Consider the following 16,742-nt stretch of genomic DNA (forward strand, 5'->3'; position numbering starts at 1 on the left):
ATGAGGAAAGTGCTGTATTTAGGATGGATTGGCTTCAACAACCTTGGAGATGAGTGGATGTGGGAGATGTTCCGCGATATGGCTCAAGCTCATCTGAAGGAAGAAGACCATCTTGTTACCCCTTCTCTTCCGCATGTCGAATGGAAGAAAGTAAGCGAGTACGATACGATCGTACTTGGCGGCGGTTCGCTGGTTATCCCGGGGTATATCGATTTGGTGTATGAGGCGCTGGAGCTCGGGAAAACTACTGTCATCTGGGGCAGTGGCCACGATCGGCTTCATAAATGGATTCCTTCGCCGGATGGACAGCTGAAGCCTGAACCGGCTGATGAAAGCGCGCAGTTTCGCGATAGGCTGAAAGCAGTAATGGAGCAAAGCGTATATTGCGGAATCCGAGGGCCATGGACGCAAGATTATATCGATTCGCTTGGCGCGATGTCGAATAAGATCACGATTAGCGGGGACTCCGCGATGCTGATGAATGCACTGAATCCGGTAACGGCATCGGAACAAGCCGGGAGCGTCGGAAGCAAACAAGGACAACATCGTACGATCGGCATCAATTGGGGCACCTCGTACAACCGGATATACGGTGGAAACGAGATCCAAGTGGAGGATGCGCTTGCTCAAACATGCCGCTCCTTGCTTGCGCTCGGATATCGACTTCATCTATATTCGGTTTGGGGGCCGGACAGAGAAGCATTATCGAGGCTGCGCAGCAAGCTTGGTCATGATGAGCGGGTTACGTTCGATGCCAAGGTTTATGCAGCTTCGGAATATGTGCAGCTGCTGAGCGGATTCGAAGCCACGATTAACCTCAAACTGCATGCCAATTTGTTATCGGCGGCTGCGAATGTCCCTTTTGTCTGCATGGGCTACCGATTCAAAAGCTTTGATTTGATGCATGGACTAGACTTGGCCGATTGGATCGTGTCTACGGACGATCCGCAATTGTCAGAGAGGCTGACGGAGAAAGTTCAAGCTGCAGCGGCTTGGCGGGATGGCTATTTCAGTAAGCTTGAACGCGGACGCCAGTCTGCTTATCAATCGCTCGTAACACCGTTTAGAGATGGCTTATTGTAGCGGGAAGAGATTGTCCGGGTTTGAAAGTGGACAGTCTCTTTTTTATTCGGAACCTGTTTGTTAAATAAAAGAACGGTCGTTCAAAAATAATTCTTGACCGATCGTTCTTTATATAGTAAATTTACTTCAGAAGGAGGGAGCAACAAGATGGCCAGGACGAAAGAATTCGACGAAGACGCAGTTCTACTAAAGGCCATGGTGCTATTTTGGGATCAAGGCTTTGAGAAGACATCGATGCAGGATCTCGTGACCCGCATGGGAATTCATAAAGGCAGTCTGTATGATACGTTTGGAGACAAACAAGCTCTGTATAACAGAGCATTGAAACGATATGTTGAATTGTTTGAGCAAGCCGTCAAACGACCGGTTAAGAGCCGAATGGCCGAGACCCATTCCGCTAAGGAAGCCATCCGGATGATACTTGAAATGGCCATTCAGAAGAATGATGAAGTTCCCAGCGGCTGCTTCATGGTAAATACTGCGGTTGAGCTGGCCAAGCAGGATGCGGTATCCAGAGATTTGGTTCAAATGGGCTGGGAAACAATCGAACAGTTCATCCATGATATTATTGTGGAAGGCCAGCAATCGGGAGAGATCTCGCGCGAGCACAATGCCAGACGGTTGTCCCATTTTTATAACAATGCTTTAACAGGTCTTCGCGTAATGATTAAGACGAGTTCGGACAACGATAAATTAACCTCTATTATTGACATCAACATGTCGGTATTGGATTGACAGGTGCACAGGATCACGATTCCATATGAGCGTGATCATTTTTACCCCCTTTCTTGACCGATCGGTCAAGAATATATACAAAATACTAATCATCCAAAAGGAGAATGAGACAAATGGTTAAATTGGAAAAGAAATTATACACGGCTACGGTACATGTTCAAGGTGGAAGAGAAGGCAAAGCCGTTTCAGACGATGGCAATCTAAACTTGGATTTGAGATATCCGAAGGAACTGGGCGGCCCCGGGAACGGAGCTAATCCGGAGCAATTGTTCGCTGCAGGATTCGCCGCATGCTTCGAAGGCGCGATGAATACGATCCTTCGAAAAAAGAATATTAAAGCGGAAGGCATCTCCATCCGTTCAATCGTTTCGCTTGGCAAGGACGCGAGCGAAGGTTATGTTCTTGCCGTTCAATTCGACATCTCCATCAAAGGCGTCGATACTGACATGGCCCGCGAAATCGTCGAAGAAGCCCATCAAGTTTGCCCTTACGCCAAAGCAACACGCGGCAACATTGAAGTTATTACGAATATTGTTGGATAAGCAGCGTACAAACCGTAAAAAATAAACCAGTCAAAAAGGAGATGTTACTATGATAACTATTGAAAAGAAATTGTACACGGCTAATGTAACTGTTGAGGGTGGAAGAGAAGGTAAGGCGGTATCCAGCGATGGCAATCTTAACTTGGACTTGAGATATCCCAAGGAACTGGGCGGCCCCGGTAACGGAGTGAATCCCGAGCAGTTGTTCGCTGCAGGATTCGCTGCCTGCTTCGAAGGCGCGATGGGAACCATTACCAGAAAAAAAGGAATTAAAACCGAAGGTGTCTCCATCAGCTCGAATGTTACACTCGGTAAGGATGCGAACGATGGCTATGTATTAGCGGTTCAGTTCGACATCACGGTAAAAGGCGTAGATATTGAAGTGGCGAAAGAAATTGTTGAAGAAGCCCATAAGGTCTGCCCATATGCCAGAGCAACGCAAGGCAATATCGAAGTTATTTCGAATGTGATTGGCTAACTGTTCGTTTAGTGAAGACCCCGCTTGTCGAAAGCGGGGTTTTCAACTGCACTGCACATATTGAATACGGGGAGGCAGCAAAATGGAAGTCCGTTCATTATTCATAGATACGTTTAGAGGACAAATTGATCAAGGCATTACGCTGGTTGATTTTTATGAGCCCGACAGCGATACATGTCAAATGCAGCTCGCAATAGATAAGGAGCTGGCTCAAGAGGTTCGATATCAAGCCGCCGTGGCCAAAGTGGATATCAATCAGGAGAAAGAGCTCGCAGCGGAATACGGCGTGTCGAACGTTCCAACGATTATGCTGTTTAAAGACGGCTATAAAGTGGAGACTTGGGTTGGGCAGCAAAGTAAAGAGGTTCTGCGAAACCAGATCATTAGCTATGCGACTATGAGCGATTCATGCGTGTGAGGGTTTTATCGAATATGGATGTGCCTGCTGCCCGAAGCACAATTTCGGGCAGTTTTCTTTTCCTTTGGGTTAGCTTTCACTTTTAAGTATAGAAGTGGTATGATCTCTGTTAAACAATTATCTGAGGTGCATATCATGGCTATTTCGATCCGAGAAGCAATTGGAGCTGATTATGAAGCATTATTACCTTTGTTCCGGCAAGTTCATAATCTGCACGTTGCCGAACGACCTGACCTGTACAAAGAGAACGCAACTCCAGTGGGCGAAGAATGCTTTAAGAGTCAGTTACTGGATGATAAAGAGCATATTATTGTAGCTGTGTTCGGCAGTGATATCGTTGGCGTGGTTGTATTGAAGGAAGAAGAAATCGCTGAAAATTCATTTGTTAACGCGAGGAACATCTTACAAGTAAACAGTCTATGTGTCGCTGATGAAGTAAGGAGAACGGGTATCGGAAAAAAGCTAATGCATTATGTTATCGATTTCGCAAGAAGTCTGCAGGTCGATAGTATTGAACTTGGGGTTTCGGAGAACAATCCAAATGCGATCTTGTTCTATCATTCCATAGGCATGACCACGAAGAGTAGGAAAATGGAGTTTAATTGGAGTAACCTAACTTAAAGGAGGCCATTATGGAGTCGAAAAGGATAGCGGCAGAAAAAGCGGCAGCGTACATACGAGCAGGCATGATCGTTGGATTAGGAACGGGGTCCACTGCCTATTGGGCCATTCAGAAGATAGGAAAGAATGTCAAAGACGGATTAAGCATTCAAGCAGTAGCCACTTCCGTTCAATCGGAGAAATTAGCACAAGAATTAGGAATTCCGGTTCTATCCATTTCCGAAGTCGATTCGATTGATCTGACAATAGATGGAGCGGACGAGGTCGACGATAGCTGGAATCTTATCAAAGGCGGCGGCGGGGCGCTGCTGCGCGAGAAGATCGTAGCTTCAATGAGTAAGGAACTCATCATTATTGCGGATGAAAGCAAGAAAGTAAATCAGCTGGGTAAATTTCCTCTGCCGGTAGAGATTGTTCAATTTGGTTATCAGGTAACCCAGAGGAGATTGGGTAAGCTTGGTTGTGTTCCACAGCTCCGTATGAGCGAGGATCAGCCCTTCTTAACGGATAATGGGAATTATATTGTGGATTGTCACTTTGAGCATATTGACCAGCCTCACGAACTGAATACCACGATCAATATGATCCCCGGGGTGGTTGATAATGGTCTGTTTATTAAGCTTGCTACGCGAGTGATTGTTGGCTATAACGATGGATCAGTCCTTGAATTATGATAATTTTAAGGAAAGAGATAAAATAAACAATAAAAGTTCTTGTCACTATCCATGACAAGAACTTTTTTGTTCACCTAACTCTTAGTCAACTTCAGCAAAACGGATGCAGACTGGTTTGGATACGCGAAGCTCGCTGCCTGTTGGCTGCAGCTTGCCCGATTCGGCATTGCGGCTGAACGTTACGATATTGTTGCCATCGCGATTGGCGACAAGCGCGAACCGTCCGTCCGGTGACAGCGCGAAATTTCTCGGGTGCCCGCCGAGCGTCGGCGCATACTCAATCGGCTCAATGCGGCCGTCAGTCGGATCGATGCAGTACACTGCAAGGCTATCATGTCCCCGATTAGAGCCGTACAGGAATTTTCCATCCGGCGACAGATGGATGTCCGCGCAGGCATTGTCACCGGTAAACGATTCCGGCAGCGTGGAAATCGTCTGCACGACACTTAGCCGTCCTATAGCGGAATCGTAAGCGTAAACCGTGATTGTGCTGTTCAGTTCGTTAATGCCGTAGCCATATGGCAGCTCCGGATGAAAGACGAAATGACGAGGTCCCGATCCGGGAGTGATGGATAGCTGACTGCGCAGCAGCATCCGTTGGTTCGGCAAATCCAATTCATAGACAAACAACGTATCCAGGCCGAGATCAGATACGACCGCATATCGGCCTGTATTGTCGACGATAACCGAATGGGCTCTAGCCTGTGTTTGTGCCGGATGAACGCTGGAACCTTCATGCCGGTGCATGTCGACGGTCTGGCCAATACGGCCATCCTCGAGAATCGGCGAAAGGCTGATCATACCGCCGTGATAACTCGCCGTCATGGCAAACCGTTGTGTCGCGTCGATTGAAATATGGCAAGTCGTAGCGGGCAGCGTGATCTCTTCGTTCAAGCGAAGCAGGTTGCCGGAAGCGTCATCGAAGCGGTAGGCAGCTGCTGAACCGCATTTTCGGCCTTCGGTATCTTTTCCCTCCATGATCGTATAAATCATCCGAGTCTTCTCGATAGGAGCGAGGAATGTCGGATTCTGCAGGCCATCCGCCTGACCGATCAACGTCAAAGCGCCGGTTTCTTGGTCATAGGTGCAAGCGTAGATACCCGGTTCGTCCGCGTTAGCATAAGAGCCGATAAAAGCAAATGTCGAAGCCATAATCAAGCACACCTCCATGTCTTGGAAAATATTCGTTCTAAGCTGACATTTTACCATTATTCGCGGGAAAAGGCACTTGGAGTGTTCGAGTTAGACGAAGGTTCCGATAAGACCTTACTTATCGTTCATGAAGGTGCTCGCTCCATTATTTGTGCTATGCTTACAACGATATGAAATGGAGGCTGTTGCAATGAACCAACTGTTACTGGCAGACGATGATCCGAATATTAGAGCGCTCGTCCGATATGTAATGACCCGTGAAGGATTTCGCGTGCATGAAGCACAGGACGGAGCAGAGGCGGTAAAGGTAATCGAGCATTCACCGATAGATATTGCGATTATCGATGTAATGATGCCGCATATGGACGGATTTGAACTTTGTCAGCATATAAGGCAGCATTACGACATCCCGATTATTATGCTTACGGCCAAGGATCAGCTGTCCGATAAGAAAGAAGGTTATCTTATGGGGACGGATGACTATGTGACGAAACCATTTGAGCCCGAAGAGCTGTTATTCCGGGTTAAGGCGCTGTTTCGCCGCTATAACAAGTTATCGAATGATATCATCCGCATGCATCGCATTACGATTGACCGCAAGAACGTCGAAGTTTCCGACGGCCAATCGGTTTTCCTGCTGCCGATGAAAGAATTCGAGCTGCTGGCGCAATTGGCACAATACCCCGGGCGACTATTCTCTCGTGATGAGCTGATCCGTCTCGTATGGGGAGCAGATTATGAAGGGGATGACAGAACCGTAGATGTACATATCAAACGGCTCAGACAACGTTTTGCCGATTACACAGATGACTTTAACATCCAAACCATTCGTGGGATCGGCTACAAGATTGTGGTGAGCGAACGATGAAGTCTCTTTACTACCGTGTATTTTTTATAACAGCAGCCGTTATTTTCGTCAGCAGTGTACTGGGTTTCCTCGCTTCCAACATGTACTATCATATCAAGTTAAAACCTTATAATGATGCGAAGCTAGTATCCATCGCCAATCAAATGAAGCAGTTTATAGAGTCTGAGCCCATTCAAATGGAGAATTATCTTCAACATGCAGCGGCTTTGGGGTATGAAATCTATGTGACCGATGGCCAAGTCGATTCGCATTTTTACGGTAGGAGCTTTCGTCAGCAGGACCTTGATAAGCAAAACATCGCGTTAGTCCTTGACGGCGGCGTCTATCACGGCGTGGAACATTTTCCAAATAAACCGTTCATCTCAGGGTTCTTTGAGAACCGCTTAAGCAATACGGTAGGCGTACCCATCCAATCATCGGGGAAGAAGTATGCGTTATTTATGCGGCCGGATGTGCTGCTTCAGTTCGGCGAACTTCGTACCTTCTTTGCGCTTGTAGGATTGTTGACCATCCTCATCAGTATGCTATTCTTCTTGATTAGCACTCGTTTTATTGTCAATCCGATTACGAAGCTAACCGATGCGACCAAACGTCTCGCGCATGGAAACTATAATCTCCGATTAAATTCCGCCAGACGTGACGAAATCGGTCAGCTAGCCGAGCATTTCATGACGATGAGCAGGGAGCTGGAGCGCGTCGATAGGGCTCGAGAACAGTTTGTATCGAACGTATCGCATGAAATCCAATCGCCGCTTACCTCGATCCAAGGATTTGCCAAAGTATTGTCGCAAGATGATCTATCGAAAGAAGAACGTGAGCAGCACGCTTCCATTATCGAAGCCGAAAGTCGCCATCTTTCCTTACTAAGCAAGCAGTTACTGCTGCTCTCTACGCTGGAAGATGGGGAAGAAGCGCTCAACAAAACGCATTTCTCTTTAAACAGCCACATCCGTCAAGCCTTGAAAGTGCTCCAATGGCAGCTGAAGGAAAAGGAACTGTTTCTTAAGTTGTCCGTTCCTGAATCGATTTCAATTTATGGCGATGAAGTGCTGCTGCTGCAGGTATGGACAAATTTATTGAGCAATGCCGTGAATCACATTCCACATGGCCGAAGAATTGAAATTCGAGCCGAGCATACACATGCGCGCACGAGTGTTATAGTTTCAGATACCGGGGATGGGATAGCTCCCGAATATCTGCCTTATTTGTTCGATCGGTTCTACCGTGTCGATCGCGCACGAGAACGCGCATCCGGAAGAACCGGTCTGGGACTTGCCATTGTGAAAAGGATCGTGCAGCTGCACAAGGGTGAAATCGAAGTGAACAGCATTGTAGGAGCCGGCACTCAGTTTACAGTAAGACTTCCTGAATTGTAATTTGTTATTCATGCGCCGTTCATTTTCGCTTCCTAAACTGGAGTTATCTAGGGAGGGGAACAACATGTATCTGGCCATTCGAGAGTTAAGATTCGCAAAAATCCGTTATTCGTTGATTGCATGTATTTTGCTGTTGATCGCGTTTCTGGTCCTGTTCGTTACCGGACTTGCACAAGGGCTCGCCTTCGACAACGCAGCATCCATTCAGAAGATGGATGCCTCGCACTTTATTATGGAGAAGGATGCGAACCATCGATTCACCCGTTCTGTATTAAATAATCAATCGCTGATCGAGGCAGGTTCGATTGCGGGCCAAGAGAATGTTCAGCCGCTTTCGCTCAGAATGACAACCGTGACAGCGGAGGGGACTAATCTCAAGACGGATGTGACGCTTCTTGGTTTGAGACCGGATGGCTGGTTGATGCCGAAGGTAGTTGAAGGAAAAGCCATTTCTTCGCAAGGGATGGGGCAAGTGCTTGTTGATTGTAAACTTAAAGATTCGGGTATTCGTATCGGTACCGTTATTGTCGATCAAGCTTCGGGCTTGAAATGGACAGTCGGCGGTTTTGTCAGCCATGAATCCTTCAGTCATACGCCTGCGGTTATACTCAGCGAATACGATTACCATCAGTTTCAGGTGAAGTCGGCGCCGCGCACCGGAGCGGAAGAGGCGGCGAACGAAACGCGCTACAATGCGATTGCGGTGAAGGTAAATGAGAAACAATCCGAACAGCTTGCAACTTTGCTGCCGAATGCCCAAATCGTTACGAAGGCAGACGCGGTTTCTGCTATACCGGGATACAAGGAGGAGCAAGGTTCGCTATTAATGATGATTATATTCTTATTCATCATCTCTTCTTTTGTCTTGTCTGTGTTTTTCTATGTCATTACGATCCAGAAAAGCAGTCAATTCGGCATTCTTAAAGCAATCGGTACTCGCTCGTCGTACCTCATCCGAAGTATTGCCATTCAAATCTTGCTCTTATCAACAACCAGCCTGATTGTAAGCGTGCTGATTGTCCGTCTCGTAGAAGCGATATTGCCCAGTGGTATGCCATTCCAACTTCATATGTCATCGGTGGCGCTAACCAGTGGGGCATTTATTGCAATGTCGCTTGCCGGATCATTGTTCTCCGTTTGGAAAGTGACTCGAATAGACGCATTAAACGCGATTGGGAGGTCTGCCGCATGAGTCACCGATTAGTGCTCAAGAATATTACGCATACCTTCGAGGACGGCGGCAGACAGCGAACGATACTGAATAATCTAAATCTTCAAGTATCGGAAGGGGAGCTGGTTGCGATAATGGGACCCTCCGGATCCGGCAAGAGCACGTTCCTGTCAATCGCCGGCGCGCTTCTAAAGCCTACGAGCGGGGATGTTCTGGTTGACGGGGAAGCAATAAACCGTGTCGACAAGCAAGAGCTGGCCGACATGCGGCTTCATAAGCTGGGATTTATTTTTCAAAGCGCCAATTTGATTCCTTATTTAAAGGTGAAAGAACAACTGATCCTTGTAGCTAAGTTAAATGGGATGAATAAAATGATCGGGGTTAGGCGAACGGATGAGATCCTGCGGAGGCTGGGCTTGGAACATCGCAGCGATGCTTATCCGGACAAGTTATCCGGAGGCGAACGTCAGCGCGTTGCGATCGCAAGAGCCCTCATGAACGATCCGGCTGTTTTGCTCGCGGACGAGCCGACTGCGAGTCTGGATGCGGATCGAGGAATGGACGTCGTGCGAATGTTAGCCGGAGAAGCGAGAGAGCTGGGAAAGAGCGCAGTCATTGTTACACACGATGAACGAATACTGCCGCTGTGCGACCGTATTCTTTATTTAGAAAACGGATCTCTCACTGAACAGTAAAATAAGCTGATGATTGCTCACTATGAATCAATCAAAAAAAGAACCTGAGTACGATACTCAGGTTCTTCATCTTGCTTATATGCAGACACGATGATACAATCGATGTACGACTGTCTAGTGTCGAATAGACATAGTTTATTTATCTTACAATTTAATCGTAACATGCCGGCGAATTTCTGTCAAATGGTATTTCTCAAATTGTTGGTGAAGGAGAGATTTGGAATGTTGGTTCTCGGATTTCAGGAAATGGACAAATCGCAGCTTTCACTCGTTGGCGGAAAAGGGTTGCGATTAGGAGAGCTCTCCAAAATCAAAGGCATACAAGTGCCGGCCGGATTTTGCGTTACGACTGTTGGATTTCGGCAAGCCACCGATCACCATGAAACCTATCAAGCTTTAGTGAATCGGCTATCCGAACTGAAGGCAGAAGATCGGAAGCAAATCGGTCAAATCAGCGGCGAGATTAGAAAAACCATTATGGAAATTGAGCTGCCTTCCGGTGTTGTTCATGCGGTTAATCATTATCTGGAGCAGCTTGGCGATGAACATGCTTATGCGGTCCGTTCCAGTGCGACCGCGGAAGATTTACCTCATGCCTCCTTTGCAGGCCAACAAGATACTTATTTAAATATCATCGGGAAAGAAGCCATTTTAACGCATATTAGCAAGTGTTGGGCTTCCTTATTTACGGATCGTGCGGTCGTTTATCGGATGCAAAATGGGTTTGATCACAGCCAGGTTCATCTCGCCGTTATTGTTCAAAGGATGGTTTTCCCTGAAGCCTCGGGAATTCTGTTCACCGCCGATCCGATTACTTCCAATCGGAAGCTGCTATCCATCGATGCCGGCTTTGGACTTGGGGAAGCGCTGGTTTCCGGTCTGGTATCTGCTGATCATTATCAGGTGCAGGAAGAGCAGATCGTCAATAAGCGGATTGCAACCAAGAAACTGGCGATCTATGGCCTGCAAGAAGGCGGAACAGAGACAAGACAGCTCAACCTTGAGCAGCAATCAGCGCAAACTCTTTCGGAACAACAGATATTACAACTTGTGAGCATTGGAAGACAGATCGAAGCTTATTTTGGCAGCCCGCAAGATATGGAATGGTGTTTGGCCGAAGATGCCTTTTATATCGTCCAAACTCGTCCGATCACGACGTTATTTCCAATTCCCGAATCGAATGATCAAGAGAATCACGTCTACTTATCGGTTGGCCATCAGCAAATGATGACCGATGCCATGAAACCGCTGGGATTGTCGTTTTATTTGTTAACGACTCGTGCGCCAATGCGGACAGCCGGCGGAAGGCTGTTTGTGGATGTTACGCCGATGTTGGCATCACCGGTTAGCAGAGAAATGATTTTAAACACATGGAGTAAATCCGATCCGCTCGTCACAGACGCGCTCAAGACCGTTATAGAGCGAGAAGATTTTATTAAGTCGGTACCCGGTGAGGGCAAAGCACCAAGTCCTACCAGCATCATGCCGAATACACCGCCGCAGATAGTAGTGGATCCGACAATTGTGACAGATTTGATCTCGCGCAATCAAGCATCGCTGGAAAAGTTAAAGCAAACCATTCGAATGAAATCCGGATCGGATGTCATGGATTATATCGTAGAGGATCTCCAAGAATTACAGAGGATCCTGTTTGACCCTCAAAGTACGCAAGTGTTTATGTCGGCAATGAATGCTTCATCATGGATCAATGACAACATGAACGAATGGTTAGGTGAAAAAAACGCGGCCGACACGCTCTCTCAATCCGTACCTTACAATATTACTTCGGAAATGGGGCTGGCGCTGCTGGATGTCGCAGACGTGATTCGTCCTTATCCGGAAGTCATCGCATTTCTACAGCAGATTAGAGAGGATCGCCAGTTGGATGAACTCGTTCAGTTCGAAGGCGGACGAGAGACGCTGGAAGCAATCCATGCTTATCTCGACAAATATGGGATGCGATGCGCGGGGGAAATCGATGTGACGAAACCGCGTTGGAGTGAAAAACCGCTTATGCTTGTGCCGATGCTTCTGGGGAACATCAAACAATTTGAGCCTCATGAAGGTAGTCGGAAATTTGAGCATGGGCTGCAGGAAGCTGCAGAGAAAGAACAAGAGCTATTAGAGCGATTGAAGCATTTGCCGGATGGCGAACAGAAAGCTGAAGAAACGAAACACAAGATCAGCATCATTCGTACTTACATCGGTTATCGGGAATATCCGAAATACGGCATGGTCAGTCGTTACTTCGTATATAAGCAGGCTTTGATGAGGGAAGCTGAAAGACTCGTTGAAGAAGGCATTATTCACGATAAGGAAGATATATTCTATCTTACTTTCGAAGAACTTCGAGATGTCGTACGCACGAATACTGTGGATGAGCGAATCATCAGCAATCGAAAAGACGAATACAAAGTATATGACAAATTAACGCCTCCGCGTGTTATTACGTCTGACGGGGAGATCATTGTCGGCAAATACGACCGTGAAAATCTCCCGATTGATGCTATCCCGGGTTTGCCTGTTTCCGCGGGAATGATTGAGGGAAGAGCTCGTGTTATTTTACGGATGGAAGATGCGGAACTGGAGGAAGGGGACATCTTAGTGACCTCCTTTACCGATCCCGGCTGGACACCATTGTTTGTTTCTATTAAAGGGCTGGTCACCGAAGTTGGAGGGCTGATGACCCACGGAGCCGTGATAGCGCGCGAATATGGCATACCGGCTGTTGTTGGGGTCGAGAATGCCACCAAGCTTATTAAGGATGGGCAGCGAATTCGCGTCCATGGGACAGAGGGATATATCGAGGTATTGGAAGGGGAAACCACCAAGAGCGGAGATTTCCATTGAGAGGGAGGCTTTGCGGCCTCCCTTTTCATTTAGCCTAGGAATTCTGTTTGTTTTTGAGCTCAACCAATAATGCATGCAGCTGCTCTGTAGCAAGCCCGTGTAAAACCAAACGGAAACCGGCGCGAAGCGTAGTTAACGGAACCATGGGATGCTTATTGTTGATGAGAGCAAGCCGATCATTGTTACCCATGATCTTGGAAGCAAGAATGCCGATGGTTTCATCCAATTGCAGCGAATTCGTGGCTCTCCAGAAATCATTATCCGTCAAGAAAAACTGATAGATCGGCGTAAAGCATTCAATTGCGGTGGTGAGATCGAGTAAGTTAGTCCGCCGATTCGGCATTTCTTCGATGGGAATGGTTCCGGTAGTAATGGCGTCAAAGTTCAATCTTTCTTGTTTAGTAACCTCTATGTTTTTCACCCGCGTTTCCCGGTTCAGGTTGATCACAAAATTATAGAGATTCAGGTCGTGGTTGAGAAACAAGTCATTCTTCACTTCCTTAAGGTTCGTCGGTTTAAGCGGGTTCATCTCGACTTGAACGCCAGGGACATTATCTCGAATAAACTGTAATACCTCGGAACCGAGATAGAAATGCCGGAGAATCATGTAGTTCGCATCAGGGCTCACAAACGTTTTCATCCCCCAGTACAATGCGCGATGCAGCATTTTAGAAGAAGTGAATGCTTTTGGTAACAGGATCTTATACAGCTGCAGCAGAACAATTGACAGTCTTGCAAACGGCTTTAAAACAGGGAGCAGAAATTGTCTCGATCTGCTTGAGCAGTCCTTCAAATAGGCGGCTTTTGCTTCCTCATTAAAAGGGATGCTCCGATCCAAGTAAATCGCCAGGAACGGATTCGGGTCTAGCCTGTCGTGAGGCATCATATTGAAATATTCGGCTTTGCTCATGTATTCCCCAACTCCTCTAATTGGAGCAAGTATAAGCGGGCGGTCGTTTTAGCGGTCTTAATCATCCTCGTGGCAATATCCATGGTAAGCATGGGGTGCTGCACCACGGTTTCAAGACGTTCGAAATGTTTCTCATCGGAGTCGCTGTGGTAGAGGAGAAAGGAGACATGTTCATCGCGGAGCCCCAGTTGATCGCGGATCATTTCCCCCCAGTATCGTGCCATGCGGCATCCGAGACCTTCAATAATCCACATTGCGCCGATCAAGTCGACCGGGTTTTCTCGGCTCGCACGTTGGAATAAATAAGCGGATAACGCCTCACTGCCAATATTTTTCTCGCCAAGCCGAATAGAGGCCAAGTTACCGCCAACTGCTGCGTAATTGTTCTCTAATAGTTGAAAGTCTCGATGTTCGTCGCGCGCATGAGCAATAAACATGGAGCGTAAATCAATATGCTCAATGGCGATGTAGGAGGCTGCGCGAGCAATCCATTGCGAACCGTCAATGACCTGCTGCCTGATGTTCTCCATGAGGAGTTTATAATCATCCAGCGTGAATTTCCCATGATAAAGCTTGTGAATGACAGGGACGTGAGCGAGCTTCTGCTCGAAATCGATCCACACGTTAACCAATTGACGAACTAAATGAGCTTGCAACTCATGGGTTTCGTCGAATTTTAATTCCGGTGCTTCGGGTTGCCGCTCGGCATAATCGGTAGTTTCCCGGGACTCGGCGCCTACGACTGTGAGCACCATGTATGAGGTTTGGAACCGTCCGCTCTCCGGGACCATGCATAGGATTTGTTGTCCGGGCGCTAGTTGACCATTGTTTAGAAGCTCTTCCAACATCATATAAATAGAAGCTGCTCCCGTATTGCCTTTCGTATAGAGATTCGTGAACCATTTGTCCTCCGGGATCGTTAATCCTCCCAACTGCAGAAGACGGAAAATTTCATCGCGGAAAAAGTGGGAAGAGTAATGGCACACCATCCAGTCGATTGCATCGGGGCTTATTCGACCTTCTTCAACGAGCTCAAAGAAACGTTTGACACCGACTTTAGGCATCTCATTCACAAGACGGATGTCTTGTTTTAAATTAATCGCTCCATCATCGGCTGCTTCTTGGACGGAGGAATAATCCATCCACGATGCGTGTTGATCAGGTGTATCTTTGTTGAGGCCTGCATACATGCAGACGTCATATAAATGAGCATATGATTTGTTGTCGATCCATTCGATGCGGAGGGACAAGCCTTTATCGCTAGGTTTGTTCTGCAGCACCGCGGCGCCAGCCCCGTCCGATAACATAAATCGAAGGAAATCCGTGTCAAAAGGAATGGCTCGTTCCGACAAGTTAGCTTGTGCTTCGAATCGGGTATGTTTAAATATACGGCTGGGAAACTCGCTGGCACAAGAAACGGCTGCTTTGTTCTCTCCGGATTGAACATGTAAGAACGCATTCTTCATGGCATGCATTCCGCTGCAGCACACGCCTTGATGGGTCGCGATCTCCATAACGGGCAAACCGGTTTCAGCATGCACCATACTCGCAAAGCCCGGGACAAGCAGATCTCCTTGCGTCGTGCCCACAGCAAGAAAGTCAATTCGATCGGACAAATCGTCGTTATTGCGTTCAAGTGCATCGCGTATGGCAAGATTGGCCATTTGAGCATTGGAATAAAGGGTGCGTTGTTGTTTATCAATCGCGTAATGCCGATATCGGATACGGTTCTGCTCGAGGATCCGCCGCATGGTTTTGGAACTTTTACCGCCGATGCGACCTAGATAATCCTCCATTTCATCGTTTCCGATGGGGGAGCCGGGTAGAAACTTCCCTATGCTTGTGATATATACCGAATTCATCGTAAGCCTCCTCTGACTGTTTCCCATTAATTAGAATTTATATCCTCATCATCATCTTTCTGCGGGAGGAAACATAGTACTAAGTTTTTATAGTACTGGGATGTCAGTGGAGAAAGTCGCGCTGTGAAGTCTTACAGCTATTGATTGAAACCTTTTTGTTGTTTAATGCGTCAAAGTAAAATACGGACTATTTTGGAGGTAAGGGAATGTTTCGAAAATTACTTATCGTATTAGGTGTTCTTGTTGTGATTCTGGGCGGAACATTCTTATATTTTAAAGACACCATATTGGGAACGGTTGAATTCGCCAAGCAAACCAAAGAAACCGTATCGACGGTCAGTGCGGTGAATGAGAAGATGCCGGCGCTGATTCAGAAGGCGAAAGAAAATCAGAAGAACGCCACTGATACGAATGTCGCAAATGATAAGTCAGCGGAAAAAGAAATTAAGAAAGAGCTTGTAACGGTAAAACAAGAATTGAAGAAACTTACGGAGACGGAGCCGCCGGCGAAGTTGAAGAAAATTCACGAACAGCTCGCGGCGCATTCCGATGAGGCCAACCAAAAGATAGATGAATACATCAAGCAGATCGACAACGGCACGTTTAATCCGGAAGAGTTTCAAGCCTTGTATGAACAAATGAAAGATTCACCTGAATTTAAGGAAGCTGAAAAATACTTAAAGCTGTTACGATAAGCGAAATTCTGAGTCCAAAGTATAGAGGAGACGGTTATGGCAACAAGAGTTTACTTATTTTTGGAAGAAAAAGCGTTTCAATTGAAGGCTTGGGAGGATGCCGGGGAAGAATTCAAGCGTTGTGTCGACAACCAGCGAATAACTGTCCGTCAAGGCCGTAATGCAAACCACGCCAATATCGAAGTACAATGCGGTGACGTAGGCTTGACATTAAAGCTTAGCCTAAGTGATTTGAAGCGGGAAAACTCGCCGATGCTTACGTCGATGGAGCAAAGCGTCGTAGAGGATATAGAAGATCATCATTTCGATTATTGGGATCAGATTCCGCCGGTTGGGGTTGTAGAGATATACGACTTTGAGTTTGAGCGAGGAGAACTAGCGACCGATGCCGAAGTGAAAGCATTTTTTACGTTGATTTTTCATTTCCTGTTGAAGCACTTTCTATTGTTTGCCTTCCGCGAGAGCGAGATCCGGTCCATCCGCTCCTATATGATGGATTGGAATTGTAACTTGAAGACGTTTTATCATCATGGGGAAACTTGCTATAGGATCTGACAGTTCATCAAAGAAGCGCCAACCGCTTACCAATTCATTTGGATGGCGGTTGGCGCT

Annotated in this window: 17 protein-coding genes; 14 read left to right on the forward strand and 3 right to left on the reverse strand. The window is 47.0% G+C overall.

The features are described from left to right. The 7 genes from BM412_RS08680 to rpiA all read left to right on the forward strand — a co-directional run bounded on the left by BM412_RS08680 (window position 1) and on the right by rpiA (window position 4,551). Entirely contained in the window at window positions 1–1,083 is a 1,083-nt protein-coding gene (locus BM412_RS08680) for a polysaccharide pyruvyl transferase family protein (RefSeq protein WP_177245721.1), read from the forward strand. 147 nt (window positions 1,084–1,230) lie between these two features. Further along, window positions 1,231–1,818 (forward strand): TetR/AcrR family transcriptional regulator, encoded by a 588-nt coding sequence (locus BM412_RS08685; protein ID WP_091216381.1) that lies wholly within the window; start codon window positions 1,231–1,233, stop codon window positions 1,816–1,818. A gap of 113 nt (window positions 1,819–1,931) precedes the next feature. After that, window positions 1,932–2,360 (forward strand): organic hydroperoxide resistance protein, encoded by a 429-nt coding sequence (locus BM412_RS08690; RefSeq protein ID WP_091216383.1) that lies wholly within the window; start codon window positions 1,932–1,934, stop codon window positions 2,358–2,360. 49 nt (window positions 2,361–2,409) lie between these two features. After that, a complete protein-coding gene (locus BM412_RS08695; protein WP_091216386.1) occupies window positions 2,410–2,838 on the forward strand; it encodes an organic hydroperoxide resistance protein in 429 nt (142 codons plus the stop codon). A gap of 82 nt (window positions 2,839–2,920) precedes the next feature. Beyond that, the gene (locus BM412_RS08700; protein WP_091216388.1) at window positions 2,921–3,256 is read left to right on the forward strand and encodes a thioredoxin family protein; all 336 of its coding nucleotides are present in this window, start codon (window positions 2,921–2,923) and stop codon (window positions 3,254–3,256) included. Between the two features lie 135 nt (window positions 3,257–3,391). Next, window positions 3,392–3,877, forward strand: a complete 486-nt coding sequence (locus tag BM412_RS08705; protein WP_091220296.1) for a GNAT family N-acetyltransferase — start codon at window positions 3,392–3,394, stop codon at window positions 3,875–3,877. An 11-nt stretch (window positions 3,878–3,888) separates the two neighbouring features. After that, a complete protein-coding gene (rpiA, locus tag BM412_RS08710; protein WP_091216391.1) occupies window positions 3,889–4,551 on the forward strand; it encodes a ribose-5-phosphate isomerase RpiA in 663 nt (220 codons plus the stop codon). 81 nt (window positions 4,552–4,632) lie between these two features. On the opposite strand, the gene BM412_RS08715 is transcribed toward rpiA, so the two are convergent. Next, entirely contained in the window at window positions 4,633–5,703 is a 1,071-nt protein-coding gene (locus BM412_RS08715) for a lactonase family protein (RefSeq protein ID WP_091216393.1), read from the reverse strand. 190 nt (window positions 5,704–5,893) lie between these two features. Between BM412_RS08715 and BM412_RS08720 the strand changes: the two genes are divergently transcribed. From BM412_RS08720 to ppsA, 5 genes are all read left to right on the forward strand, one after another. Continuing rightward, window positions 5,894–6,571 (forward strand): response regulator transcription factor, encoded by a 678-nt coding sequence (locus BM412_RS08720; protein ID WP_091216395.1) that lies wholly within the window; start codon window positions 5,894–5,896, stop codon window positions 6,569–6,571. Further along, window positions 6,568–7,947 (forward strand): sensor histidine kinase, encoded by a 1,380-nt coding sequence (locus BM412_RS08725; protein WP_091216397.1) that lies wholly within the window; start codon window positions 6,568–6,570, stop codon window positions 7,945–7,947. The genes BM412_RS08720 and BM412_RS08725 overlap by 4 nt, the downstream gene beginning before the upstream one ends. A gap of 64 nt (window positions 7,948–8,011) precedes the next feature. Then, window positions 8,012–9,139: an ABC transporter permease gene (locus tag BM412_RS08730; RefSeq protein ID WP_091216400.1), complete on the forward strand. Its 1,128-nt coding sequence runs from the start codon at window positions 8,012–8,014 to the stop codon at window positions 9,137–9,139. Next, on the forward strand, window positions 9,136–9,813 hold the full coding sequence (locus BM412_RS08735; RefSeq protein WP_091216402.1) for an ABC transporter ATP-binding protein: 678 nt from the start codon (window positions 9,136–9,138) through the stop codon (window positions 9,811–9,813). Before BM412_RS08730 ends, BM412_RS08735 begins: the two co-directional genes overlap by 4 nt. A gap of 222 nt (window positions 9,814–10,035) precedes the next feature. Continuing rightward, window positions 10,036–12,663 (forward strand): phosphoenolpyruvate synthase, encoded by a 2,628-nt coding sequence (ppsA, locus tag BM412_RS08740; protein WP_091216404.1) that lies wholly within the window; start codon window positions 10,036–10,038, stop codon window positions 12,661–12,663. 34 nt (window positions 12,664–12,697) lie between these two features. Here ppsA and BM412_RS08745 read toward each other — a convergent pair whose 3' ends face one another. Then, the gene (locus tag BM412_RS08745) at window positions 12,698–13,573 is read right to left on the reverse strand and encodes a DUF6999 family protein (protein WP_091216407.1); all 876 of its coding nucleotides are present in this window, start codon (window positions 13,571–13,573) and stop codon (window positions 12,698–12,700) included. Next, entirely contained in the window at window positions 13,570–15,435 is a 1,866-nt protein-coding gene (locus BM412_RS08750) for a beta-ketoacyl-ACP synthase III (RefSeq protein ID WP_091216409.1), read from the reverse strand. Before BM412_RS08750 ends, BM412_RS08745 begins: the two co-directional genes overlap by 4 nt. A gap of 206 nt (window positions 15,436–15,641) precedes the next feature. On the opposite strand from BM412_RS08750, the gene BM412_RS08755 reads away from it, so the two are divergent. Together BM412_RS08755 and BM412_RS08760 are read left to right on the forward strand one after the other, a co-directional pair. After that, entirely contained in the window at window positions 15,642–16,130 is a 489-nt protein-coding gene (locus tag BM412_RS08755; RefSeq protein ID WP_091216412.1) for a DUF6376 family protein, read from the forward strand. Between the two features lie 36 nt (window positions 16,131–16,166). Then, window positions 16,167–16,685, forward strand: a complete 519-nt coding sequence (locus tag BM412_RS08760) for a hypothetical protein (protein WP_091216415.1) — start codon at window positions 16,167–16,169, stop codon at window positions 16,683–16,685. Window positions 16,686–16,742 lie beyond the last annotated feature (57 nt).

The organism is Paenibacillus sp. BC26, from assembly GCF_900116125.1.
In the GTDB taxonomy this organism is placed as follows: Bacteria; Bacillota; Bacilli; order Paenibacillales; family Paenibacillaceae; genus Paenibacillus_Z; species Paenibacillus_Z lignilyticus.

What these genes read in the sequence shown, in the direction of transcription:
- BM412_RS08690 (WP_091216383.1), top strand. Translation starts at nt 1,932, where the DNA reads ATGGTTAAATTGGAAAAGAAATTATACACGGCTACGGTACATGTTCAA.
- BM412_RS08715 (WP_091216393.1), bottom strand. Translation starts at nt 5,703, where the DNA reads ATGGCTTCGACATTTGCTTTTATCGGCTCTTATGCTAACGCGGACGAA.
- BM412_RS08750 (WP_091216409.1), bottom strand. Translation starts at nt 15,435, where the DNA reads ATGAATTCGGTATATATCACAAGCATAGGGAAGTTTCTACCCGGCTCC.
- BM412_RS08685 (WP_091216381.1), top strand. Translation starts at nt 1,231, where the DNA reads ATGGCCAGGACGAAAGAATTCGACGAAGACGCAGTTCTACTAAAGGCC.
- BM412_RS08735 (WP_091216402.1), top strand. Translation starts at nt 9,136, where the DNA reads ATGAGTCACCGATTAGTGCTCAAGAATATTACGCATACCTTCGAGGAC.
- ppsA (WP_091216404.1), top strand. Translation starts at nt 10,036, where the DNA reads ATGTTGGTTCTCGGATTTCAGGAAATGGACAAATCGCAGCTTTCACTC.
- BM412_RS08720 (WP_091216395.1), top strand. Translation starts at nt 5,894, where the DNA reads ATGAACCAACTGTTACTGGCAGACGATGATCCGAATATTAGAGCGCTC.
- rpiA (WP_091216391.1), top strand. Translation starts at nt 3,889, where the DNA reads ATGGAGTCGAAAAGGATAGCGGCAGAAAAAGCGGCAGCGTACATACGA.
- BM412_RS08700 (WP_091216388.1), top strand. Translation starts at nt 2,921, where the DNA reads ATGGAAGTCCGTTCATTATTCATAGATACGTTTAGAGGACAAATTGAT.
- BM412_RS08680 (WP_177245721.1), top strand. Translation starts at nt 1, where the DNA reads ATGAGGAAAGTGCTGTATTTAGGATGGATTGGCTTCAACAACCTTGGA.
- BM412_RS08755 (WP_091216412.1), top strand. Translation starts at nt 15,642, where the DNA reads ATGTTTCGAAAATTACTTATCGTATTAGGTGTTCTTGTTGTGATTCTG.
- BM412_RS08730 (WP_091216400.1), top strand. Translation starts at nt 8,012, where the DNA reads ATGTATCTGGCCATTCGAGAGTTAAGATTCGCAAAAATCCGTTATTCG.
- BM412_RS08745 (WP_091216407.1), bottom strand. Translation starts at nt 13,573, where the DNA reads ATGAGCAAAGCCGAATATTTCAATATGATGCCTCACGACAGGCTAGAC.
- BM412_RS08695 (WP_091216386.1), top strand. Translation starts at nt 2,410, where the DNA reads ATGATAACTATTGAAAAGAAATTGTACACGGCTAATGTAACTGTTGAG.
- BM412_RS08725 (WP_091216397.1), top strand. Translation starts at nt 6,568, where the DNA reads ATGAAGTCTCTTTACTACCGTGTATTTTTTATAACAGCAGCCGTTATT.
- BM412_RS08705 (WP_091220296.1), top strand. Translation starts at nt 3,392, where the DNA reads ATGGCTATTTCGATCCGAGAAGCAATTGGAGCTGATTATGAAGCATTA.
- BM412_RS08760 (WP_091216415.1), top strand. Translation starts at nt 16,167, where the DNA reads ATGGCAACAAGAGTTTACTTATTTTTGGAAGAAAAAGCGTTTCAATTG.